We start from the raw sequence: 23,278 nt of genomic DNA on the forward strand, positions 1-23,278 counted from the left end.
TCTCAAAATCAACCCGTGACCACTTTTCGGTCTCAGGGAAATATTGCTTTATCGCGTCGCTTCGCGACATCTAATAGAAAGCGTGACCCTCTTGCCGCGCGCATCACAGACACGGCTGCAGCTGCAGCTGAACGGCAAGAAGCGGTCGGTGTCGCCGATGTGTACCGATGTCAGACATAGGGCAATGATCGCGGGTGCAGTTGGCACCAGCTGAAGCACGGCCAAGTGATCAAGCTCGGCCGTGCTTCTGCTTTCGTCGCTTACTTCTTGACGGCTTCGACGTCGATGTCGAGCGTGATATCGGGACCGAGGCCGAAATCGGTCATCTTGGTGATGCCGAACTCGGGACCGCTGAAGGTACCGGTTGCGGAGAAGCCGGTCTTGATCGTGTTGGCGTCCCACGGAAGCGGGGATTCTGCGTTCCAGGTGACGTCGAGAACCACCGGCTTGGCCGTGCCGAGCAGGGTCAGATCGCCGGTGACCTTGGCCGTCTTGTCGCCGGTCTTCTCGATGGCCGTGCTCTTGAACGTGATCTGCGGGAATTCCTCGGCGTTCAGGAAGTCCGGGCTTTTCAGGTGCGTGTCGCGCTTCTCGTCGTTCGTGTCGATGCTGGCAGCCTCGAGAACGATCTCGACCGAGCTCTTGGTCACGTCTTCCTTGTCGAAGGCAATGGTGCCGGACACGGCCTTGAACGCGCCCTGCGCCTGGGACCAGCCGGCATGGTTGGTCTCGAAACGGACCCAGGCATGCGTCGGGTCGATGTCGTAGCTGTCCGCAGCAAATGCTACGCCCGTCATGAGAAGGCCGGCGATGGCGGTGGCGAAGCTCAAGCGTTTCATAATTTCTCCTTTTCAGATCGCCCGACATGGGCGGAGGTTCCCGGAAGCCCGGATGGATGGCGGTCTCAACCTGCGTTCAGGACCGCGATGAGGATGGCGATAATGGCGGGCAGCGCCGTCAGTCCGGCGGATATCAGCGGTCGCAAGGCGCGCGGCTGCTGCGCGAAATCGGCGCGACGCCAGCGGAGGGCGACGAATACGGCGGCCGGCAGCACGCAGAGCACGAGGGCAGCAGGTATCGCGCTCGGCGCAAACAACACCGTCATTGCAACCCCGGCAGCCGCCGTCCAGGCAAAGGAGAAGGCGGCCATGCCCTGCAGGACGAAGGCATCATCGTTGCCCCGCAGGTAGGCGATGTAGCGGACGAGCAGCCATCCGCCGAACAGCGCGGCCAGCGCCCCGTTCATCTGCGCCATCCCGATGTAGCCGCCCAGGATCGCCGTCAGCGCCGTGCCGATTGCCGTGGCAACCAGCGCAGCAGGAAGCGCCGCCGCGGCCGGCTTGCTCGAGCGACTGCTCGCCACGACGAACAGTTCCAGGGCGACGATGACGAGCACGACGGCAAGGGTGGCGGCCTTCGTCGGATTGGCGAGAAGAACATTGCGTCCCAGCCACCAGGCTGGAACAGCCAGGGACAGGACGCTGACGAGTGCGGCGACGCCGCGCTGAAGCGGCGCCTTCAACACGAGGGCGAGAACCGCAAAGATGATGCCGCCGCCAAGCAGGAGCACCGGCAGTTTGTCCTTTGCGGCAACGGGCGGAAACGCCGGAAGCCCTTCTATGGCGACACTGGCGATCGCGGCGCCAAGCGGGATCAGAAGTGCTGTCAAAGCAACGCTCTTCCTGGACCCGCCCTTGCCCGGCAGGGCGATTACCACGCCGAGAGCCAAAGGTAGCAGGACGGTGGTCATAAGAATTTGGGTCAGCATGCTCGGTCGATCCTGGATGTCCGTCGGGTGATGAAGGCGCCTGATGGGCCGGTTGCCTTGAGGCAGTTATCCCGCAGCGGCCAGTGTCGGCGCCGATGGCACGAGCAGGCTTTCGAACTCGAGAGCGGGGCCAACCGGCACGATGCCCGACGGGTTCAGGCTCTGGATCGAATTGCGCAGACGCGCACGGGCGCCCCGTCATAGGCCACATATGCACCTTCACATCTGATGTGATAATCAGGGCTCGAAGCATTACAGCTCACACCAGGAGAAGGAGATCGACGTGCTGGATCGGGTGACGGGGATGGAGGTTTTCGCCAAGGTCGCGACCTTGGGCAGCCTGTCCGGCGCTGCCCGCGCCCTGGGCATGTCGCAGACGATGGCGACCAAGCACGTCGGTGCACTGGAGGAGCGGCTGGGCGTCAAGCTTCTTCACCGGACGACCCGCAAGATCACCTTGAGCGAGGCCGGCAGACGCTACCTGGAAAGCGTCGAGCGTGTCCTCTCCGAACTCGCCGAGGCCGACGCGATCGCAACGGCCGAGCGCGTGGAAGTCACCGGCACGCTGCGCGTCAACGCGCCGGTCTCGTTCGGCCTGCGCGAAATCGTGCCGCGGCTGACGGAATTTTCTAGGCAGCATCCTGGCTTGACGGTCGATCTCGGCTTGAGCGATCGCGCCGTCGACCTCGTCGAGGAAGGATGGGACGTGGCGGTTCGCATCGGCAAGATCGAGGACGAGAGCCTGATCGCCCGAAAGCTCGCTCCCTGTCGCCTGCTTGTGGCCGCTTCACCTGCCTACCTGAAAAAACGGGGAACGCCGGTGAAGGTCACCGACCTGGCTGCCCACGACTGCCTCGGCTATACCCTTTCGACGTCCATCGGCGCGAACCGGTGGCAGTTCGGTGCGGACGGTTCCATCAGCGTGCCGGTCACCGGCAGCCTGCACGCCAACAACGGCGATGCGCTCGTTGCCGCGGCGCTCGCCGGTCATGGCATCGTCTATCAGCCGACTTTTCTCGTCGGGGACGACGTCCGCGCCGGGCGCCTGATAACGTTGACGCTCGACCATCCGCCGATCGAACTGCCCGGCGTGTTCGCCATCTATGCCAGCAATCGCCGGCCGCCGGCCAAGGTGCGCGCCTTCATCGACTTTCTGGTCGGTACCCTTGGACCCGAGCCGCACTGGGACCGCGATCTGTTTCGGCAGTGAAGTCGGGACCTTCTGCCCGATGCGTAGATCAGGTCGCCGGCTCGATGCTGGCTGCGCTGGGAGCGCGGCTTGGATGCTCCATACCATCACCATGTGTCGTTCTGCTAAGACCTTCGGGTCAACGCCAATGCTGGCAATAGTTCGCCAGAATCGATGTTGCCCGGGGGGAGCGCTGACTGCAGCTGTTCGTCAGAAAGCCCCCGCGTCCAAAGGATTGACAACATTAGAGCGGTGTCCTCAGACTAGGGCCATGAGGATCGGTTTCTCGGCATAGGCCCGGGCAGCAACTCGTTGATCGGCCCTGGGATGGCCGTTGACGATCTGCACCGCGGTGAGATGGGGCAGCGGCTCGGCGCCTTGAGCTTTGCCGTTTCAAAAGTCGTTTCTGAACCCCGTGCTTGCGGCAGAGGTGGGGTGCCTTGGCGTCCGCCCCCCCACATCGTATTTTTTGCCAATGTGCCAAAAATACCTCAAAATTGGGCTAGGCGTTTCCCGCACCCTGCTATACGTGAAGGTTGATCTGCGGCCAGACCACCATGGAGCGGAATAACCGGATTTGGCAGGCATACAAGCATGACGCGACCAACCGTTACAACCTCGATCCCCGGGCAAATTGACCTGATCAAGGAGGTCATCGTTTCCTTCCCAAGGGGAAGGATCCTCGATCTCGGCACTGGGTCCGGTCTGGCTGCACGCCAATTTCACCAATCGGGTTGGGACGTGACGGCCACCGGCTTCGATTTGGATGCCTATCTCGACGCCCCCCTGCCCGAAGGGATTTGCGTCCTGCCAGATGTTGATATTTGCGACCTCCACCAGTTCGGTGATGCAGAGTTCGACGCCATATGGTGCGCCCACGTTCTGGAGCATGTGTCGAACACGGGGCTGGCACTGGACGAACTTCGTCGGGTGTTAAGGTCCGATGGCTGGCTGTTCATCGCGGTGCCGCCCTACAAGGACAGAATTGTCGGCGGCCATGTGAACAGTGGCTGGAACCTGGGATCGCTGATGTATGTGCTGGCCGACGCCGGTTTCGGGCTGGCTCAGGGTCGCTTCATCCATCACGGCTACAATGTTTTTGCGATGGTGCAGCGCGGACCGGGTCGGTTGCCCGCCGGGGTCCTTCGCCGCGCCAACGGCGATATTGAGGTCTTGGCCGAAGCCGGTCGCTTCCCGGAAGGATTTTCGCCGCGTCAGGGGTTCAACGGACGGCGGCATTCGGTCAACTGGCTCTGGAACCATCCGCCCGAAGCCATTCCTGCGCGGCGCAGCCAATTGGCTTCACCCCCGCCCATTGCCCCGATGAGAATCGGATTCTTCGTCCCCTGGATCACCAAGGGCAAGGGCGGCACCGAAAACGTCGGCCAGATGATGGCCAACGCCATGGCGAAGCGCGGGCATGAGGTGACGATATTCACCTTCGACGACAAGCGCGCGCCCTCGCGCTGGCCGCTGGATGACCGAATTGCGCTTGTGCATTTGCCCGAGGCCGAGGACGAGCGCGCTGACCAACAAATGGCCGTCGACGTTTCCAGTCGCAATTTTGACATCCTGGTAGGGTTGCACATGGATCGCGCGATGCTGCGCTATGTCCGCTGCGCCCACAAAGTCGGCCTGCCGTTGGTCCTGTCCGAACCATGTGTCGATCCGCGCTTTTCCCGATGGATAGGCAACTTCTCGCTTGATGAACGCGACATCGCGATGGCGGGTGCAACCCTGATCCATTTGCCGCTTGATGAATTCGTCGAGACGCTGGCCCCCTCGGTTCGCGGCAGGACGCGTATTATTCCAAACACAATCCGCGAACCTGAAGCACTGGCCAATCCAGGCGTCGAGAAGTCGCGGTATACACTCTTGACGACATCGGAGCTGGCTCCGCACAGGAATCCGTCGCTGGTGATCGAAGCCTTTGCCCGGCTGACCCATGAGTTCCCGGAATGGCGATTACAGATCGTGGGTGACGGGCCGCTTCGGCGACAATTGGAGGTTCGGGCGCAGACATTGGGCATCAACGACCGGGTCGACTTCGCGGGTGAAGGGGACGACGTCTATCCATACTATGCCGATGCCGATCTCTTCGCTATCCCGACGAGTTTCGAGGATATTCCGCTCACTCTGTGCGAGGCGATGGCGCATGGGTTGCCTGCCGTCGGCTTTGATAATTGCGTGGGCGCGAGCACTCAGATTATCTCCGGTAGAACCGGCCTACTTTGCAACGGCGACGATCAGGTCAGGTCGCTGGTGCGGGCACTGCGCCGTCTGATGGCGGATGCCGCGCTGCGTGACAGAATGGGGCGCGCAGCCCGGAGCGCATTTGAAAAGCGCTTTAGGAACGATGTCGTGCACCATGCATGGGAAGAAATGTTCGCCGAGGCGCGAGAGCTACTTGCCAACCGGAAAAAACCTGACCTTGCCACGATCACAGCCGTCCGCCTTTGGGAGCGGGTCTGGGGCCTGTAAACGGCAGTAGCGCAATTTGAACGGCTTTAACGGGAATTCGAGCGATGAGCAATGAACAGGCCTTTATCCGTTTTCAGAAATTCCTTGAAGCGCGTCGGGCAGCGCATGATCCTGACCGTGACATTCGTAACCATGTCTTGGCGAAGGCAAGCAAGCGGGTTGGTTTTAGCTACTTGAGAGAGAATCTGAAGAGTCGCTTTGGTGCCAACCTTCCCAATGTCTACAGCAAGATGGTCGCTTCCGATGATCCCGGCATCGAAACGTGTGGGACTTATTTCTTGCAGGGCACGGTTCAACTGGACGAGATGAGCTCTAACCAATCAGCCGTGAAGCTCATCAATGCGATTCCCGATGGCCGGGAAATAATCTTGATGGAGACGGGGTTTCTAGCGACCACACACAGTTGGATACACTGCCTTAAGGAAAGTAATCCCGCCTATGCCTGTTTGGGCTATGTCTATGACGATATCGCCCATTATTTCATGGCCGACTATCCGAACCGGCTGATCCAGAAGCTAAATAGTACCGAGACACCCTCGGACGAAGAACTGGCCCGGGCGGGCCGGTTGCTTGAGCGGATCGTCACGCAGCGGATCAGCAAATACAACGCCCAGCCCATGCGGGCGCCTGCCATCACCCAGGGCTACGCGCGCCGGGTGCTGGTCTGCGACCAGGCTTATGCCGACGCCTCGACCGTCTATGGCAAGGTGGGAGACGCCGAATTCGAGCGTATGCTGCTCGCCGCCATTGCGGAAAACCCGGATGCGGAAATCCTAGTCAAGACCCATCCGGATTCGGTCTGGGAAAAAGAGAGGCGCAGCGGTTACTATACGCATCTGCAATCGACCGGTCGTGTCCGCATGCTGCGCGACCCGGTCAATCCCTACATGCTGTTCGATTTGGTCGATACCGTCTATGTTGGCACGAGCCAGATGGGTCTCGAGGCGCTGTTCGCTGGTAAGAAGGTGGTGACCTTCGGCGCACCCTTTTACGCCGGTTGGGGTCTGACCGATGACCGCCAAACCATACCGCATCGCCACCGCCGCCGCAGTCTGGCCGAGATCTTTCACTACTTCTACATTTGGTACACGATCTATCATCTGCCCGACAGCAAGGGACCGGCGGAGATCGAGGATGTGCTCTCTTATATAGAGAACAACCGCCCCTATCCCCTTTCGCTGACCGAGACCGAGCCTTCCACACCACCTCGGGTTTCAGTCATCTTGCCCGTGCACGGGGTCGAAAAGTATATCGAGGAATGCATAACCTCGATCCAGCGCCAAACCCTGCGCGAGATCGAGATCATTCCGGTGAACGACGCGTCCCCTGACGGCTCCCAGCAAATTATTGATCGCCTGGCTGCAGACGATCCTCGCATAAAACCGATCATCTTGTCCGAGAATATCGGTCAAGGCTTTGCCCGCAACCGGGGCCTCGACGCGGCGCGAGGTCAATATATTTGGTTCCTGGATTCCGACGATTGGTTGGTTGACCCTGAATTTTTGGAAAAGACCGTCAAGGCGGCAGACGCGAATCTTGCAGACATGACTCGCGCCAAAAAGGCTGGCGAAGCCATTTTCGATGACGAGGATCGTCTTGTACGAATCAGAGACGATAAATCAGAAAATTATTTCCTGAGGGACGTCACCAATACGAACTATATGGATAATAGTGAGATACTGCATAGTCGACATTTTTGCTTGTGGCTCTACAATCGAAATTTTTTAGAAAGCAATGAGATCCGTTTCGTTACCACTCAATGGGAGGAGCGCGCGTTCCTTCTCAAAGCATTACTGCGCGCAAAGAATATTACACTGACAACCAATAAGAGCTTCATGTATAGGATACGTGGCGATTCCACCGCACGCCGGAAGAAGGGGATGCACGACGTTGAGCGCATGCTCCAAAATTTTGAGCAAATCTGCGACCTTCTTAAGCATCATGGCGCCGAAAAGCGCGACAGTCCGCTGCGCCCGCATCTGAACTTTCAGATCTCGCAATTTCTGCACTTGCTGTTTTTCGGCTTCTGGTACTCAACGCTGACACGCACATGCGCCAAAAACGACCATGATCAGTATCTGAAAAGAGTTTGTGAAGCTCTACAGACAGTCGATTTCCGAAGCTCGGATCTGTCGGACGCACCGCTAGTAATCAAGAAGGATTACTTTGTTGCGCACGTGTATCGACTGATTACCGCGTCCCTGCGCGCAAGGAAATTCGAATGGATACCGACCGCCGTGGCCTGTCGTCCGGTGGCGCAAATCAGGCTCTATCAGGAATTACTGAACGCGCCCTCAACTCCTGCTCAAGAGGAGTTTCAATCAGCGCTTAACCTTTATGCCCGCAACGAAATGGTCGAGAGTTCCGGACCGGCCCCGGAGAATCCAAAGCCACGAATAGTCATCCATATCGGCGCAACCAAGACGGGCAGCACCTTCATCCAGCACATGCTGGAGAAGAACCGCCCGGCCCTCTTGCGCCAAGGTATCTGGTTCCCGGAAGTAGGTCTTTTTTGGCAACCCACCCGCCCCCACAAGCAGGCTGGGCATTCCGCGTTCACACGCTCGGCCGTCCGCAACGAGCCGGCGCTCCGCGATCACATCCGCCGCGGTCTGAAACTGATGGACGGGCGAATTCACACCATCGTCCTGTCCAGCGAGGCCTATTTCCTGCATCAGAATGCCCATCAGATAGCCAAGTACTTTGCCGACCATCCCGTCGAAATGGTCGTGTACCTGCGCCGTCAGGATGAATGGGCGAATTCGCAGTATTGCGAATTCGTTGCAGGAGGGGCCGTCGGACGCGTGGACGTTCCGATGGCGGAATGGCTGGACTTGCCCGAGACGCGTCGCCGGCTGGACTACATGGTGCCGCTGAAAGCCTGGACCGACACGATTGGTATCGAGAATGTCCACGTGCGCATCTTTGATCGAAAGGAATTCGAGGGGGGCGATCTGATCTCGGACTTCGCCGCGGCGGCGAAACTGCCGCAATTGCTGGATTTGACGCGCCCGGACGAGCGCGAACAGAATGACGCGCGACTGGCGAGCGGCCACGTCGAGTTGTTGCGCTTATTCAACCAACGTCCCTTTGCGTCTCAGGACGAGTATTTCACATTTATCGAAGAGGTGGGCAGCGCGCTTACGGCATGGCGTCGCGAACGGGGTTTGCCGCAGCCCAAACCGTGGATGCTGTCCGAACAGCAGGCGGATGAGCTCATGACCGACTATGCCACGAGCAATGCCGTCATCGCCCGCGACTATCTCAATCGTCCGGACAAACCGCTGTTTGGCCCGCGTGGCCCGGTTCCCGAACAGGTTCCGGTCTTCGCAGAAGAAATGGCCCTGGTCGAACAAATCTACCAGCAGCACGCTCCGCGACAGTTCAATGAGACGCTGGCATCCGAACTCGAAAGCGACGTAACGATCGTCAAATCGACCTGGCCCATTGCCAAACGCCTCCGCGTTGCCTTCAAGAAGGTGAGCGCCGGAAAGCCAGTAATCTTTGAGAAGCCGCTGCTTGGGGGAACGCCGTTTACTCTGAGCCCTGGAAATATCAGGAAGTACGGCGTGATTAAAAAACAGTGGCCAAAACGCAAGAGGGCGAGAGTGATATTGAAAAATATCTACCTTGGTAGGCCGATTTTCTTCCGGTGAACGGAGGACGGCTCTCAAACGAGCTAGTCCAAGTTGCCCAGGAAATCACTCGCCGAGAGGTGCCAACTTCAATCCGGATCAAGGGGCAAGGCCACCGGGAAACTGAATAGGAGGTCGAGGTCGGCGGCTCGGAAAACCGATTCGGAGATTTCGAGCGGTTCGCCGTCCGGCGTCATGTTCTGGCCGATGACCGTCAGCACCGGTTCGCTGCGCCGCACCTTAGCTGCACGGCTTCGGTCTCGCCGGGAAATCGCGCACTGACATAGGTATCGTGGCGGATGAAGTCGAGGATGCCCACGGACCTGAACAGCTGCGTGATGCTCGGATTGTCCGCGGGGATTGCGGGAAGCTCGGATACGACCGTCGGCGAGAAATGGTGATAGGACAGCGAGACGGGCCTCTCAGCGACGCTGCGCAGGATGACCGCCACCGGGACCGGCGCCATGCGCGAAAGGCCGGGCAAGCGGGCGATCCGGGGGTTGGGAAGCCTGCGGCGGGCAACGCCTTTCCCGGCTGGCCCAGGCCTTTCCACGGCCATCGAGAAGCGCGTGCGGATCGATACGGGCAATTGCAGTCGGCTGCGGATCACCCGGCTTCGCGCGCCCTGGCCGCCTTCGATCATTCCGTCCTGCTTGAGCGCCCTGAGCGCCCGGCGCAGCGTGCGGCGGCGGTGCCAAACCCGGCAACCTGGCGGCCCCACCACCATGCGCTTGACACACTCGGTATCGCGGCAGACCTCCTGGTCTGCCAGCCAAAGCCAGTGATTTCGGCCGCCGACCAAATGCGATATGTCGCCCGCTCCCGGACGGCCGAAGAACCCGTTGCGGGGCCTAGGAAACGGCCTGGACTGCCCTGCCGATCAGCTCGAGCGTATCGATGATTTCCGCCGCGGAAATGACCAGCGGCGGCGAGAACGAGATGCTCGATCCGCCCTTGAAGACGGTCGACACGCCTTCCTTCCGCAGCGCCGCCAGCATGTCGCGCTCGAACTCTGGCCCCGGCTCCCGGCCCATGGCCGGCAGGTCGAGCTCGATGGCCAGCAACAGGCCCTTGCCGCGCGCGCCCTTGATCGCCGGTATTTTCCGTGACAGGGCCGCCACCGCTTCGAAGAAGACTTGCTCCCCGGCGGCAGCGGCCGCCACCAGTCCTTCGTTCTCGATGATCTCGATCGCGGTCAGCGCGGCACGGGTGGTGAGCGGGTTCTTCTCGTGGGTGTAGTGGCCGAGATCGAGCTCGGGTGCGATGTTGAGGCGGGCGTCGGCGATCACCGCCGAAATCGGCAGCATGCCGCCGCCGAGCGACTTGCCCAGCACCACCGCATCGGGCACCGCCCCGACGTGTTCGAACGCGAAGAACTTGCCGGTCTTGCCGAGCCCGGTGGGGATCTCGTCGAAGATCAGCAGCGCGCCGTGGCGGTCGCACAGGCGGCGGACTTCCGCCCAGAGCCCGTCCGGCGGAACGTGGCAGTTGGTTCTAATGGGCTCGGCAACGAGGCAGGCAATGCCGGTTTCGGAGGCAGCGAAGGCGGCCTCGATCTCAGACAGCATCCGCTCCGCGCCACCCGGCCCCCAATAGGGCGCGACGTGGTGTCGCCCGGGCAGGAACGGTCCGAGGCGCGGGTCGGTCTCGGAACGCGACAGGCCGAAGGCGCCGAATCCGTGGCCATGGTAGGAGCCCTGCAGCGAGATCGTTTCGTGCCGGCCGGTTGCGACCCGGGCGAGTTTCATGGCGATCTCGATCCCGTCCGAGCCGCTGTTGGCGAACAGCACCTTTGCCGGCGCGCCGGGCCAGTGGGAAAGCAGCTTCTCGGCGAGGCCGACCGCGGCCGCGTTGGTGAAGCGGCGCGGCGAGAAGGGCAGTTCGTCGATCTGCGCCTTTAGCGCCGCGACGAGGGCCGGATGGCTGTAGCCGACGTGATGGGCGGTGTTGCCGTGCAGGTCGATCAGCCGATGGCCGTCGGTTTCCTCCAGCCAGATCCCGCGCACCGCGCGCAGCGTCGACTGGCAGGGCGAGGAGCCGTGCTGGTGGAAGAACGCAAGCCCGTCGCGCTCGGTGAGATTGTCGGTCATCATGCTTTCTCCGGTCGGGCGACAACGGCGCGCAGCCGCTCCGCCCATGTTTGAAGTCTGCGCCCGCGGTTGCGGGCGCGGGTGTTTGCAGGGGCATCCAGCAGCCAGATCAGCGCCATGGCCATCAGGGCCAGGACCAGCAGCAGCAGGCTCTTGGCGCCGGCGTAGCCGAACTCTCCGGACGTGGCGTGGTTGAAGATCGCCACCGACGCGAGCTTGTGATTGCCCGAGACAAGGAAGATCACCGAGGAGAGCGTCGTCAGGCCGTCGATGAAGACGTAGAGCGTTCCAAGCAGCAGTGCCGGCCTCAGCATCGGCAGGGTCACCCGCACGAAGCGTGTCACCAGCCCGGCGCCAAGGCCTTCGGCGGCCTCTTCGATCGCCGGATCGAGCCCCTGCAGGGCCGCCCGCGCCGCGAGCACGCCGACGAACAGGTTGGAGAACAGGATGTTGAGCACGAGGATCGCCGAGGTGCCGGTCAGGGCCAGCGCCTTGATGCCGAAGGGCAGGTTGAAGGCGATGATATAGCCGATGCCGAAGATGATCCCCGGCACGATCGCCGGCGCCAGCGCGATGAAGAAGATGATGCTGGCGCCGGGCGGGCGCAGCCTTTCGATGACGTAGCCGACCACGATCCCGAGCAGGCCGCCGATCGGCGCGGCAAAGAGGGCCAGCGAGACGCTGCTCCACACCAGTCCCAGCCCGCGGTCCGAGCTGCCGTAGCCGGTTCCGGCGAGGCCGACATCGACGCCGGCGGCGGTGAAGTAGCCGAGCGTAAAGCTCCAGTCGACGCCCCACACGCGCACGACCGCACCGAGCGCCATCGTCACATAGATGGCCAGGATGATGAGCGCGACGGTGGTGGTCAGGCCAGAAAGGGCGGCACGCCAACCGAGCGGAAGCGCCAGTTCGGACCGGCGGCCGCCTGCGCCGGCGCTCGAATAGCGCTTCCGCCGCCCGACGCTCTCGAGCATCAGGTAGATGATCAGTGAGGGCACCAGCAGCCACACGCAGATGGCGGCGGCCAAGGGCGTGTTCTGGAAGGCGGTGATCTGGTCATAGATCAGTTCGGCCAGCACCGGCATGTCGTGCCCGAGCAGCATTGGATTGCCGAAATCCGTCAGGCTGAGGATGAACACCAGGACCACGGCCCGCTTGATCGCCGGCCAGGCCATCGGCACGGTGACCCGCGAGAAGGTCTGGGCATGCCGCGCACCGAGGTTGGCCGATGCCTCGTCGAGATTGCCGTTATGCTTGCGCATGACGTTGTCGAAGACGATGAAGGTGGCCGGCATGAAGGCGAGCGTCTGGGCGATCAGTACGCCGGCGAAGCCATAGATGTTGGTCTTCTCGGCATCGATCAGGCCGAGCCACTGGTCGAGAAACGTATAGGTGGCAAGCCCGCGGCGCCCGAACAGCATGACCGTGGCGGTGGCGATGAGGACCGGAGGCGCGACCAGCGGAGTGAGCAGCACGGCGCGCGTCACGCCCGGCCAGCGAACGCCGCCGAAGTTGACGCCGTAGGCCAGCGCGAAGGCGAGCGATACCGTGGTGAGCGTCGCGCAGAAGCCGAGCTTGAGGCTGTTGAACGCCCCGGTGCGAAGCTGGCCGTCCCGCATCACTTCGAGATAGTTGTCGAGGCCGAAGCGCGTCTCGGAGCCAAGGCGCAACTCGTCGAAGCCGTCCGGGCCGAGCGCGTCCTTGACCTTGAAGGCCAGTGCAACCCGCTTGTGCAAGGCGATGTGGGCGATGGGGTAGGCTTCATCGAAACCGGCGCGCTCATCCGGCGACAATGCCGCCACGGCAGCCGCCGCCCTGATGCTCTGATCGCTGTAGGGTGCCTTGCGGTCCCAGGTCACGGGGATGCCGGCCAGTTCGAAGGCGGCTGCGGTCGCATCGACGGTTTCCGCCTCTGTGGCCGTCGCGGCCCAGCGGTCCATGGCCTGGCTCCGTTCTCCCGGCGGCATCGCATCGAGTGCGCCCCGGGTGACGGCGCTCACGCGTTCCAGCGTCATCGGCCCGCGGATCACGAAGCTTTCGACCAGGACGGTGCCGAGCGGATAGGCGATGAACAGGACCAGCACCGCCGCGATGATGGCGGAGAGCACGATGCCGGGGATATTTCGCGCCGATGCAGTCATCAACGATTTCCATCCGGAAGAATGCAACAATGGACGGCGCTCGGCTGCACGCGCACGGGCATGCCCGGCCGCAGGGCCAGGTCGCTTTCCGCCGAAGGCCGGTCGGCAACGATCGTGCGGCCGGATTCCAGCTTCACCTGCAGCCGCAGATGCGCGCCGCAGAAGGTCGTCGTCACGATCCGGCCGGCGAAGCCGGACTGATCAGGCGCGGCGATCGTGAGATGCTCGGGTCGGTAGATGGCCGTCGCCCGGCTGTTCAGCGGGGTGGTCGAGGGCAGGTTTGCCGGCCAGACCTCGCCATCGGCCTCGATGCCCGACCGGACTGCGACCCCTTCGATGACGTTGGAGACGCCGACGAACTCGGCGACGAAGCGCGTCTTGGGTCGATGGTAGATCTCCCACGGCGTGCCGACCTGTTCGATCCGGCCATTGGCCATCACGGCGATCCGGTCGGAAAGCGCGAAGGCCTCCTCCTGGTCGTGCGTGACATAGAGGGTCGTCAGACCGAGCCGGTTGACCAGGACGCGCAGGTCGGTTCGCAGCTTGGCACGGATCCGGGCATCGAGCGCCGACATCGGCTCATCGAGCAGCAGCACTTCGGGCCGCGAGGCGAGTGCGCGCGCCAGGGCGACGCGCTGCTGCTGGCCGCCGGAGAGTTCGTGGGGGTAGCGGTCCAGCAGGTGGTCCAGCTCCACCAGGGTCGCAAGCTCGCGAACGCGGGCGCGCGTTTCCAGGCGCGGCGTCGACTTGATGGCGTCCGAGAAGCCGATGTTGTCGGCGACGGTCTTGGTCGGAAAAAGGGCGTAGGACTGAAAGACGAAGCCCATCTGGCGCTTCGACGGCGGTTGCCGGGTGACGTCCTCCCCCGCCCGCAGGACCCGCCCGGAATCGGCGGTCACGAAGCCGGCAATGATGCGCAACAAAGTGGTCTTGCCGCAGCCCGACGCACCGAGCAGGCTGACGAACTCGCCTTGGCCGAGGTCGAGGCTGACGTCGTCGACGGCCGCCGAGCCGCCAAAGGCCTTGCGGATGTTGCTGACGCGGATATGCGGCTGGCCCCCATGGGGGACCAGCCGTTCGGCCGCGATCGGTGCCGAAATGTTCATGACTTGTTGAGAATGCGGTTGTTGAACTCGGTCCGGAACTCATCGATGGCGACCGGGCGACGCATGTTCCAGAGCGTGACCTTCGACAGGTCGACGAGGCCGTAACCGGGCACGGCCGTGGCGCCGACGACCTTGCCGAGCACTTCGGCGGCATCCTTGCTGGCCATGAAGTCGAGGAACAGCTTGGCTTCTTCCGGGTTCGGCGCACCGGCGACCAGTCCACCGCCTTCGGTGACGTTGGGGGTGATGCCGCTGTAGACGACTTCCACCGGCTTGCCGGAGGATTTCAGCTGGTAGCAGGTCGTGTCGAAGCTGATGCCGATTGCCACTTCGCCGGTGGCTGCGAGTTCAGCGCCGCCCGAGCCGCCGTCGGAATACTTGAAGACGTTTTCGTTCAGGTTCTCGACGAATGGCCAGCCGAACGCGTCGACGAAGGTCGTGTGGATCGCGCCGCCGGTTCCCGACTTCATCGGCGAGGGAAGCGAGATCTCGTTGTCGTAGACCGGCTTCAGAAGGTCTTCCCAGCTGTTGGGCATCGGCAGCTTCTTGCTCGCCAGCCGCTCGGTGTTGACGACCATGCACATCGTCGTGGCGAAGTGCTTGTTGTAGAAGCCGTCCGGATGACGGAACTGCTCGCTGATCTGCGAGTCCTTCGGCTCATAGGGCTCGAAGACGCCGGCGGCGGTCAGTTGCTCGAGCGCCGTGTTGTTGACCAGGTAGATGACGTCGGCCTGCGGATTCGCCTTTTCGGCAATGGCGCGCTCGGCAATCGGGCCCGTCGAGCCGGAGACGAACTTAACCTCGATATCGGGATACTTGGCGCGGAAGGCCTCGACGAGCGCCGTATTGACGCTGTCCGATGCGTTGTAGAGGACGAGTTCCTTCGCCATGGCGGCCGTGGAGGTGAGCGCAAGGCACGCGAGCGTCGTCGTCAGATGTTTCAGATTGGATTTGATGATTGCCATTGTGGATCTCCGTAACGCCCAGTGCATCAGATTGAGTGGCGTGTTATAATTCTTACTTAGTTTCGTGACAGGCATATGAAGAGAAACTTATAGCGAGGGGTAATCATGAATTTTGCGCAGCTGCGGGCATTCCATGCGGTCGCCGTGACCGGCACATTCTCGGCGGCGGCCCAGGCGCTGGGGGTCAGCCAGCCGGCCGTTACCCAGCATGTGAAATCCCTGGAGGACAGCTGCGGCGCGCGCCTGTTCGTGCGAAGCGGCGGGACCATCGAACTGACGCCAGTCGCCCTGGATCTGTTGCCGAAGGCCCGCGAGGTCATGCTGACGATCGACGACATCGCCGCGCAGCTGGAGGACGGGCGATCGCTTCGGTCCGGCTACCTGTCTCTCGGTGTCTGCTCGCCGTGCCTTGTGATGCCGGTTCTTGAGCGCTTCGCGGCGACCTTCCCCGGCGTCCGCGTCGATGTGCGCATGGAGAACTCGAGCCAGCTGCTGGATCTGGTGGCCAGCCATCGGATCGACCTGGCCCTGGCGACCCTGCCTGCGCCTGCGCCGGAGTTCCTGTGCCGCCACCTCGTCGACCAGAATGTGCTCGTCGTCGTCAACCAGGGACATCCCTGGTGGGATCGCGACAGCGTATCCGTCGGCGAACTCGAGGGGCAGACGTTCGTGTTGCGCGAGGAGCGATCGATGACCCGGCAGCTGTTCGAGCGCGGCCTGGCGCTGGCTTCGGTCGACATCGTCCCGCGGTTCGTGCTGGGCAGCCGCGAAGCGGTCAAGGAGGCGGCCGCCGCGGGTCTGGGGGCTGGGATCGTCCTGAGCCATGAACTCGGATTTGACCGGCGCCTGCGCGGCATTCCGGTTATCGACGCCAACATGTCGGCCGGCGAATACATCGTCACCCTGCCGAAGCCTGCCGGAAAAGGCGCAATCCGCGAGTTCATGGAGATCGCGGACAACGTCTTTCGCACCCCAAGTGTTGCATGAATGGGGCGGCCGCGAATTGCGCGGCCGCGTCGAGAAAAGTCACGCCGCCGAAGGACAGGCGGGCATCTCATTGAGGGCAGACGAAGGGATCAATGTGTCTGCGGGATCGCCATGCCGGCCTTTCGCAGCCCGTCGTAAAACCGCTCCTGATCCTGGGGCCGGTTGATGCGCATTGCCACTTCCGTTCGCAGGTCGTCTAGAAACGCAGGTGCATGCGCCTGCAGCCAGTTGCGCTCCTCTTGCGCCTGCGCAAGCTTGCCCTGCTGGCCGAGAATGGCGATCAGGATGATGTGGTAGACCGGGTTCTCGCGCAGGTCCGCCAGGTGGGCCCATCGTTCGGCGCCGCTGTAATCCCCGTCCATGTAGGAGCAGATTGCCAGCGCTGCCTGGAAATATCCCATCGGTCCCGGATTGCGCCCGACCGTTTCGGCCACGAGCCCGCAGCCACGATGCCACTGTCCGGACAATGCCAGGCGAAAGCCGTACTCGCCGCTCAGTTCCGTATCGTTCGGGTTGAGCTGGAAAGCCCGCTCGCCCACGGCAAGGGCCGTCTCGACGTCGCCTTGAAAGAACCGGGCGAGCATCTCGGCCTGCAGCGCGCGAACATTCTGCGGGTCGAGTTCCACCGCGCGTTCGGCCGCCTGGATCGCCAGATCGATCGGCGCCGGCGCCGGCGCCTTCAGACGGTAGCGGAAGCGAAGTTCGTCGATGTAGGTGAGCGACAGCAGCGCCCACGCCGTCGCATAGTTCGGAAAGCGCTCGACCGCGTCCTTCAGGCAGCTCTGCACCGAGGCGTGCGTTTGCGGACTCAGGTCCGCCCGATAGCCATAATAGGACAGCGTGCAGGCATAGGCTTTCCAGTCGCTCGGAGGGGCCTGGAGCATTTGGGCCGCATCGGCCTGGAATATGATGCCGTAGGGTTGGGCCAGCGCGGTTGCGACCGCGCGCGCCACGTCCGCTTCCAGATCCAGCAGCTGACGCACGCCAAGGTCGGCATCGAAGCTTCGGGTCCAGACGACGGCGCTGTCGGCCCGACTGACGAGGCGAGCCGTCAGCCGGAGCTTCTTGTCGTCGGCGCGAACGCGGCCTTCAAGCGCGTAGAGCGGCAGGGCGCTTCCCGACGCCTGATGTTCGACGCCGGCATCGTCCGGGCGGCCAGCAATGACTGCAATCTCCTTGAACCGGGCCATCTGCCCGATAACCTCGTCGGTCAGGCCCCGGGCCAGCATCGCAGACTCCTGCGTGCCGGTGAGGTCTTCGAACGGCTTGACGACCACCTGCGGCATGTCCGGCACGGCACTCTCAAGGGGCGTCTGATCCGGGCCCTGGAAATCCCATCGCACCAGGTTGGCCAGCAGGGCCATGCCGGCAATCGCAAGGGCGACGACACCAACGATCGACCATGGGATCTGAGGCGTCCGTTCGCCAAGCCAGGCCCGTTTGGGTTGCAGGCCCGACGCCGCGACTGGCTCTGCGCCGTGGAAGCGGGTGAAGACGGGAACGTAGCCTCCCTTGGGCATCGTGATGAGGATCGGGTCCTTCTGCCCCGCCAGGAGATAGTACCGTTCCAGCGCCCGTCGCACGCGGCCGGCCTCGATCCGCACGACCGGATCGTTCTGCGCGTCGAAGCTGGCGTCGCGGCCGAAAACCTCGATGGCGATGGAGTAGGCCTTGATCCTGTCGGCCCGCCCGTTCAGCGCCTCCTCGATCACATAGGTCAGGAACTTGTGTGCGCGGTCGGGCGCGTCGAACGCCGAGCTTGACCGGATTCGCGCGAGTTGGTTCTGAATTTCACTGTTCGTGGGCGGGCACGAAACGTCCGCCGGCGCGCTGTGCGGAAATGCCAGACTCACTTCCCTTCCTCTCATCGCGACGCATGATAAGGACTGCGAGGATCACGCCTGTATGTACAAGTATATTACGTCAATCGCTCATGATGGCGCAATATCATCGATCCTGCCTCTGCATTGTGGGGGCCAAGTCCGGCCGGAGAACCGCCATGACAGGATTGGGACAAGACGAGGGGTTGGCTTCTGCCCTTCGACGGTTTCCGACCCATTCAGCTCAGATACGTCATCTGATCGAGCGCAACGAAAGCTTTCGCGCGATGTGCGATGATCTTGCAATCGCAGAGCGCGCGCTGCTTTCGGTTGATCAGTTGCCGAACACCATCCGCGACGAACGGCGCATCGAGTTTACCCAGATGGTGGACAGCCTCGCGGTCGAAATCGAACGTTGTTTGAGCCGGATCAAGGTCATTTCCATCGGGGAGCGTTTCAATCGCTAGCGTATTGGCGTGGCATCGATGGCGGGACTGCCAACCTGCCGTAACCGCGAATGGGCGCCCCAGGAGGATCTGCGATGTTGAACCGTCGGGACAAAGACAAAGGCCACGCCAGCTTCTGGTCGCCCGCCTTGCCCGTCGCCGTTTCCGAACTGTGCGACACATTGCAATGCGCGTTGGCGGAGCGCGAAAGCGACGCCGAATTCAAAGGCTATGTCGCATCGATCATCGATGAGCCGAGGGGGGCGCCCGATGGCTGGTTCGAGCTTGCCTTCAATGACAGGGACGGGAGAGCCTGCGTCGTCTATGCCGACGAGATCCGCGACAAAGCGGGGGATCTCCGCGTGGCGACCACCCCGCCGGTCTGGGTTACGGCCGGCGATCCGCTGCATGCCGCCGAGGTGATGTTTCGCAAGTTGCTCGAAGACTGACGGCCAACCAAACCGCTCCGCGTCAACGGTGGGATGCGCCTCTTCGTCACGGAAGGCTAGCCGGCCTCACGGACACCACGATTGGCGTTGTCCGCTCCAGGGGCGCGCGAGCCCCCGTTCGATGAGGGCGTCGCCGATCGACTTTCCGTCCCGACGAACGATGCGCAGTTGGCGGCCGTGCTGGTCCTCGCCGATCGGCTTCCACGGTTCCAGCTCGAACTTGCCCGCGTTGAGGAGCACCCGCAGCGCCTCCTTGGCGTCACCGCCGAGGAGACGCTCGCGGTCGCATTTCGCTTCCCTGGTGGCTGGCACATAGATGTCCGCCATGCGGATTCGTGCGCCGCGATAGATGAAGTTGCCGCCATCCACGATGCAGTTGTCCTGTTTGATCCCGCAATAGAAGAAGGTGACCTCGCCCGCCCCGGCGCGGTTTTCGGTCGTCACCGCGGGCTGTCGCGCCGGCTTCTGATCCGGCGCCGGCACCGGCGATCGCGGCGGTGCGGGCGCTGTCCTGGCGGTTACGGTCGTCGCCGCGCCGTTGCGAACGGGAGCCGCAGAGTTGAGCCGCTCGGCAAGGGTGGGCAGGTTCTCCCGCACGACTATGGCGCCCACCATCAGCAGACCGAGGAGATACCATGGCCACATCCGGCCACGCGCGGATGTGGGCCGGCGGGCTCCGTTGCTTTTGCGTTTACGCGGCTTTTTCGGGGGCATTCTCAGGGGTCCGGAATCGGGGTGGTGCGGTTGCGGAAGCTAGCCTTGCCTCCATGGGCATGTCAAAGTCCTGGAGCAAGCGGCAGGCTCGGCTGAGCGTTGAGTGTTGCGGTGCGATGACAGGCGTAAAGAAATTGTTACTTCCGCGGGTCACGGTTTTTTGTTCATCTGGCGTTCATAAAAACGCCAGCGCGCAGTCGGGCGGTGGTATAGCCTGACCCTGCAGAAGGAGCGCCGAGATGATTCGTACCACCCTGTCCCTGGCGGTGTTTGTCACATTTGTCGCTGTCATGTTCGGATTGGCGTTTGTTCCCGAGCTTGTCGATACCCATTTCACCGGGAGCGAGGTCGAGCAGGTGGCCGTCGTCGAATAAGCTGGCCGCTTCCGTGATTTGCCTCGTTGTGCCCGCGCCAACGGAGCCGCCGGGGCGCTCGCATTGGAGCGATCGCGGCCGTAGCGCCAGGTCAACAATTCGATCTAGACTGCCGAAATCCGCTTGGAACGAGCGGCGATTGTAACTAAGCTCGCATTGGTGGTGCTAGCTCCACCCCGACAGATAGTCCCAACCTGTGCCTCCCGGCGCCCGCGCGCAGCGCCGGGTTCTTCCTGCGGCTTTCGAACTTCTCGCAGGGTATGCAGGAACTTCCCGGCCGGTTTCCCGTTTGAGTGTGGAAGACGCTGAACCTCAGCGACCTGTCCGCGACCGTTGGAATGGAGACGAGCATGGCGACTTTCGATCCTCAGGCCCAGATTACTGCTCTTCGGGAAGAGATGAACAAGCTCCGCGATGAGCTCGCGACACAATCCGCTGAAGCCTACGAGGGGGTTCGGAACCGGGCCGGCAGTGCGGGGCGGTCCATGCGTGCTGCGGTGAAATCCGGCGCCGGCTATGTCCAGTCGGAAGGCAGGGCGGCGGCCGATGCGGCGCGCGCCCATCCCGCTGCCGTTTCGACGGTGGTCTTGATGGCCGGTCTCGCCGGCTTGCTGCTCGGCTACCTCCTTGCGTCTGCGTCCGAACCGCCTGCGCGCAGCCGTGTCAGCCGCTATTGGCGCTGATGGCGCCAAGAAAATGCGCATGACGTTCGCGGCCCCCGCCGCCGTCAGCGTCGGCGAAGGCCGAGCAGATATCCGACAAGAGCGGCGCAGAACAGTGCCGATATCGGGTTGGCGGCAACGCCCGCGCGCAGTTCCCCTCGCAGCGAGTTGACCTGCGAAACCGCATAGTGGCCGCTGCGTGTGGCGAGAACGCCGAGCGTTTCCCGCAGCACGATCATCTCTTCCTTCAGACGCGCGATCTGCTCGGCGATATCGGCCTTGGCCGCTTCGGCGTCGGCTGCCTCTTCCGTGAGTGGGGTCGTCCCGGTGTCTGGCGTATTCTCGTCGGCGCCATGCACGACGCCGAGCGGTGCGCGGGGGCTGGTCTCTTTCTCGTCCATCATGGCCGGTCTCCTGGTACGGCTGGCTCCGTGTTGGGAAACTCGAAAGACCGGCATCGGGTTCCCGAGTGCCGTCAACCCATCGCAAGCGGCGGGTTAACTGTTTATTAACCAAAGCAGCCGATGCTGTGGCAATCACAACGGCGGTCCCGTCATATGGTTGTTACCGGGGCGAATTAACAAAGACCGTATCAGGCGCTCGCCGTCGAAGGCGACGAATCGTTTTGTTCCTGACGCTGACCACGGATGTACTGGCAGCGTACGGACAATGTCCCGGCGAGACCGGGAATGGGGAAGCGGGGTGATATGACCCCGCTTTTTTCATGCCGGAAGTTCACCTTCTCCCGTCCGCATCCGCGCCTGTCTGTCCCACGGGGCAACGGTAAGGCACAAAAAAACCCGGCCGATGGCGGCCGGGTCTGATGAACTGGACGATCGTTCAGCTTACTGAGCAGCCGGAGCCGTCTCGGTCGCCGCGGGAGCAGCGCTCTCAGCCGGAGCGGCTTCGGTTGCCGCGGGAGCGGCTTCGGCGGCCGGAGCGGCTTCTGCAGCCGGAGCGGCTGCGGCACCGTCTGCCGATGCATCCGGAAGCGGTGCGGGATTGTCAGAAAGGGTACGCAGGTAGGCGATCAGGTTTGCGCGCTCGTCGTCCTTCTTCAGGCCGGCGAAGCCCATGGCGGTACCGGCGACGTACTTCTTCGGTGCGGCCAGGAAGTGGTTGAGGTGCTCAAAATCCCAGACCTTGCCGCCCTCGGCAAACGCCTTCATGCCGGCTGAATAGCTGAAGCCTTCATGCGCGCCGACCGGATGGTTCACGATGTTCCAGAGACCGGGGCCGACCTTGTTCGGTCCGCCCTTTTCGCCGCTATGACAGGCGGCACACTTCTTGAACACGGCTTCCCCGGCTGCCGGATCGGCGCTTGCCAGCAGCGTGGCGATCGGCGTAGCGGCTGCTTCGGCTGCGCCGCCCTCGTCTGCCGCTTCCGCTCCGCCTTCCGCAGCCGCGATCACAAAGCCTTCCTTCTCCGGGGGCGCCGAGTGGAAGATGCCTTCCGATGCGATGGATACCGACATCAGCACGAAGACGGTGCCGAGAAGGGCACCTACGCCCATGTTCACATAAGAGTTCATCCGCAGCTCCCCTGGGAGCCGGCGCGTCGCAGCCGGCCAGTCTTGAAATCGCGCGGAACCTATGTCTTTTGCTGCGTCGTTGCAACAGTGATTGTGCAGCTGTAGATGAGACGAATTGACACTTTTGCGCGCTTTTTGAAGGTCATGGCATGAAACTTCCGAATTCTGACGAAACGCTCGTGCTGATCCCGGCCCGGATGGCCTCGACACGCCTGCCCGGCAAACCGCTTGCCGATATCTGTGGCTTGCCGATGATCGTGCAGGTCGCCAATCGGGCGGCCGAGTCCGGCGCCGGCCGCGTGGTCGTGGCGGTCGACCACCAGGAGACGTTCGATGCGGTCGCCTCCGCCGGCTTCGAAGTCGTCATGACGAGGGTCGACCACCAGTCGGGCTCCGACCGTATCTATGAGGCGCTGTTGAAATGCGATCCGGAGCGGCGGGCACGGTTTATCATCAATGTCCAGGGCGATCTGCCGACGATCGACCCGGCGACGATCCGGGCCGCATTGAACCCGCTCGCCGATCCTTCGACCGACATCGCCACGCTGACCACCGAGATCGCGGACCCGGAGGAGAAGACAAACCCGAACGTCGTCAAGGTCGTGGGCTCGCCCATCGGCGGCAGCCGGTTGCGGGCGCTCTATTTCACCCGCGCCACCGCGCCCTATGGCGACGGGCCGCTGTATCACCACATCGGTCTCTACGCCTATCGCCGAAAGGCGCTGGAAACCTTCGTCTCGCTTCCGCCCTCGACGCTGGAAAGGCGTGAATCGCTCGAGCAGCTTCGCGCCCTGGAGGCGGGGCTTCGCATCGATGCCGAGATCGTTGACACCGTTCCGCTTGGTGTCGATACTCCGGCCGACCTCGAGAAGGCGCGCAAGCTGCTCGCGGCCGCGAGCGCGCTGATGGCCCGCTGATG

General features: G+C 62.8%; 21 protein-coding genes. 9 read left to right on the forward strand and 12 right to left on the reverse strand.

The window, feature by feature from the left end:
* Positions 1 to 260: 260 nt before the first annotated feature.
* Positions 261 to 839 (reverse strand): YceI family protein, encoded by a 579-nt coding sequence (locus tag JNC62_RS17305; protein ID WP_374840253.1) that lies wholly within the window; start codon positions 837 to 839, stop codon positions 261 to 263.
* A gap of 65 nt (positions 840 to 904) precedes the next feature.
* Positions 905 to 1,768, reverse strand: a complete 864-nt coding sequence (locus JNC62_RS17310; protein WP_374840254.1) for a hypothetical protein — start codon at positions 1,766 to 1,768, stop codon at positions 905 to 907.
* A gap of 283 nt (positions 1,769 to 2,051) precedes the next feature.
* Between JNC62_RS17310 and JNC62_RS17315 the strand changes: the two genes are divergently transcribed.
* The 3 genes from JNC62_RS17315 to JNC62_RS17325 all read left to right on the forward strand — a co-directional run bounded on the left by JNC62_RS17315 (position 2,052) and on the right by JNC62_RS17325 (position 9,094).
* Positions 2,052 to 2,978 (forward strand): LysR family transcriptional regulator, encoded by a 927-nt coding sequence (locus JNC62_RS17315; protein WP_374840255.1) that lies wholly within the window; start codon positions 2,052 to 2,054, stop codon positions 2,976 to 2,978.
* A gap of 573 nt (positions 2,979 to 3,551) precedes the next feature.
* Positions 3,552 to 5,438, forward strand: coding sequence for a glycosyltransferase (locus JNC62_RS17320; protein ID WP_374840256.1), 1,887 nt, complete (start codon positions 3,552 to 3,554; stop codon positions 5,436 to 5,438).
* A 44-nt stretch (positions 5,439 to 5,482) separates the two neighbouring features.
* A complete protein-coding gene (locus JNC62_RS17325; protein ID WP_374840257.1) occupies positions 5,483 to 9,094 on the forward strand; it encodes a glycosyltransferase in 3,612 nt (1,203 codons plus the stop codon).
* A 68-nt stretch (positions 9,095 to 9,162) separates the two neighbouring features.
* Here the strand turns inward: JNC62_RS17325 and JNC62_RS17330 are convergent, their stop codons facing one another.
* The 6 genes from JNC62_RS17330 to JNC62_RS17355 form a co-directional block, all read right to left on the reverse strand.
* Positions 9,163 to 9,294, reverse strand: coding sequence for a hypothetical protein (locus JNC62_RS17330; RefSeq protein WP_374840258.1), 132 nt, complete (start codon positions 9,292 to 9,294; stop codon positions 9,163 to 9,165).
* The gene (locus JNC62_RS17335; RefSeq protein ID WP_374840259.1) at positions 9,288 to 9,716 is read right to left on the reverse strand and encodes a UTRA domain-containing protein; all 429 of its coding nucleotides are present in this window, start codon (positions 9,714 to 9,716) and stop codon (positions 9,288 to 9,290) included. Before JNC62_RS17335 ends, JNC62_RS17330 begins: the two co-directional genes overlap by 7 nt.
* Before the next feature lie 208 nt (positions 9,717 to 9,924).
* Positions 9,925 to 11,163, reverse strand: a complete 1,239-nt coding sequence (locus JNC62_RS17340; RefSeq protein WP_374840260.1) for an aminotransferase class III-fold pyridoxal phosphate-dependent enzyme — start codon at positions 11,161 to 11,163, stop codon at positions 9,925 to 9,927.
* Positions 11,163 to 13,304, reverse strand: a complete 2,142-nt coding sequence (locus JNC62_RS17345; protein ID WP_374840261.1) for an ABC transporter permease — start codon at positions 13,302 to 13,304, stop codon at positions 11,163 to 11,165. The genes JNC62_RS17340 and JNC62_RS17345 overlap by 1 nt, the downstream gene beginning before the upstream one ends.
* Positions 13,304 to 14,410 (reverse strand): ABC transporter ATP-binding protein, encoded by a 1,107-nt coding sequence (locus JNC62_RS17350; RefSeq protein WP_374840262.1) that lies wholly within the window; start codon positions 14,408 to 14,410, stop codon positions 13,304 to 13,306. The genes JNC62_RS17345 and JNC62_RS17350 overlap by 1 nt, the downstream gene beginning before the upstream one ends.
* Positions 14,407 to 15,375: an extracellular solute-binding protein gene (locus JNC62_RS17355; protein WP_374840263.1), complete on the reverse strand. Its 969-nt coding sequence runs from the start codon at positions 15,373 to 15,375 to the stop codon at positions 14,407 to 14,409. The genes JNC62_RS17350 and JNC62_RS17355 overlap by 4 nt, the downstream gene beginning before the upstream one ends.
* Positions 15,376 to 15,480: 105 nt before the next feature.
* Between JNC62_RS17355 and JNC62_RS17360 the strand changes: the two genes are divergently transcribed.
* Entirely contained in the window at positions 15,481 to 16,362 is an 882-nt protein-coding gene (locus JNC62_RS17360) for a LysR substrate-binding domain-containing protein (RefSeq protein WP_374840264.1), read from the forward strand.
* 89 nt (positions 16,363 to 16,451) lie between these two features.
* Here JNC62_RS17360 and JNC62_RS17365 read toward each other — a convergent pair whose 3' ends face one another.
* Positions 16,452 to 18,230, reverse strand: a complete 1,779-nt coding sequence (locus tag JNC62_RS17365) for a hypothetical protein (RefSeq protein WP_374840265.1) — start codon at positions 18,228 to 18,230, stop codon at positions 16,452 to 16,454.
* 131 nt (positions 18,231 to 18,361) lie between these two features.
* Here JNC62_RS17365 and JNC62_RS17370 point away from each other — a divergent pair, with 131 nt between their 5' ends.
* Complete coding sequence (locus JNC62_RS17370) at positions 18,362 to 18,649, forward strand: hypothetical protein (RefSeq protein WP_374840266.1); 288 nt, start codon at positions 18,362 to 18,364, stop codon at positions 18,647 to 18,649.
* A 74-nt stretch (positions 18,650 to 18,723) separates the two neighbouring features.
* On the forward strand, positions 18,724 to 19,077 hold the full coding sequence (locus tag JNC62_RS17375) for a hypothetical protein (protein WP_374840267.1): 354 nt from the start codon (positions 18,724 to 18,726) through the stop codon (positions 19,075 to 19,077).
* A 66-nt stretch (positions 19,078 to 19,143) separates the two neighbouring features.
* On the opposite strand, the gene JNC62_RS17380 is transcribed toward JNC62_RS17375, so the two are convergent.
* Positions 19,144 to 19,791: a thermonuclease family protein gene (locus JNC62_RS17380; protein WP_374840268.1), complete on the reverse strand. Its 648-nt coding sequence runs from the start codon at positions 19,789 to 19,791 to the stop codon at positions 19,144 to 19,146.
* A gap of 239 nt (positions 19,792 to 20,030) precedes the next feature.
* Here JNC62_RS17380 and JNC62_RS17385 point away from each other — a divergent pair, with 239 nt between their 5' ends.
* Positions 20,031 to 20,165, forward strand: coding sequence for a hypothetical protein (locus tag JNC62_RS17385; protein ID WP_374840269.1), 135 nt, complete (start codon positions 20,031 to 20,033; stop codon positions 20,163 to 20,165).
* 350 nt (positions 20,166 to 20,515) lie between these two features.
* A complete protein-coding gene (locus JNC62_RS17390) occupies positions 20,516 to 20,848 on the forward strand; it encodes a hypothetical protein (protein WP_374840270.1) in 333 nt (110 codons plus the stop codon).
* A 44-nt stretch (positions 20,849 to 20,892) separates the two neighbouring features.
* Here the strand turns inward: JNC62_RS17390 and JNC62_RS17395 are convergent, their stop codons facing one another.
* On the reverse strand, positions 20,893 to 21,231 hold the full coding sequence (locus JNC62_RS17395) for a hypothetical protein (RefSeq protein WP_374840271.1): 339 nt from the start codon (positions 21,229 to 21,231) through the stop codon (positions 20,893 to 20,895).
* Between the two features lie 441 nt (positions 21,232 to 21,672).
* Positions 21,673 to 22,359, reverse strand: a complete 687-nt coding sequence (locus JNC62_RS17400) for a c-type cytochrome (protein ID WP_374840272.1) — start codon at positions 22,357 to 22,359, stop codon at positions 21,673 to 21,675.
* Between the two features lie 149 nt (positions 22,360 to 22,508).
* On the opposite strand from JNC62_RS17400, the gene JNC62_RS17405 reads away from it, so the two are divergent.
* Positions 22,509 to 23,276, forward strand: coding sequence for a 3-deoxy-manno-octulosonate cytidylyltransferase (locus tag JNC62_RS17405; protein WP_374840273.1), 768 nt, complete (start codon positions 22,509 to 22,511; stop codon positions 23,274 to 23,276).
* The last annotated feature ends 2 nt before the right edge of the window (positions 23,277 to 23,278 follow it).

It is taken from the genome of Mycoplana ramosa (assembly GCF_041930185.1).
Lineage (GTDB): Bacteria > Pseudomonadota > Alphaproteobacteria > Rhizobiales > Rhizobiaceae > Mycoplana > Mycoplana ramosa.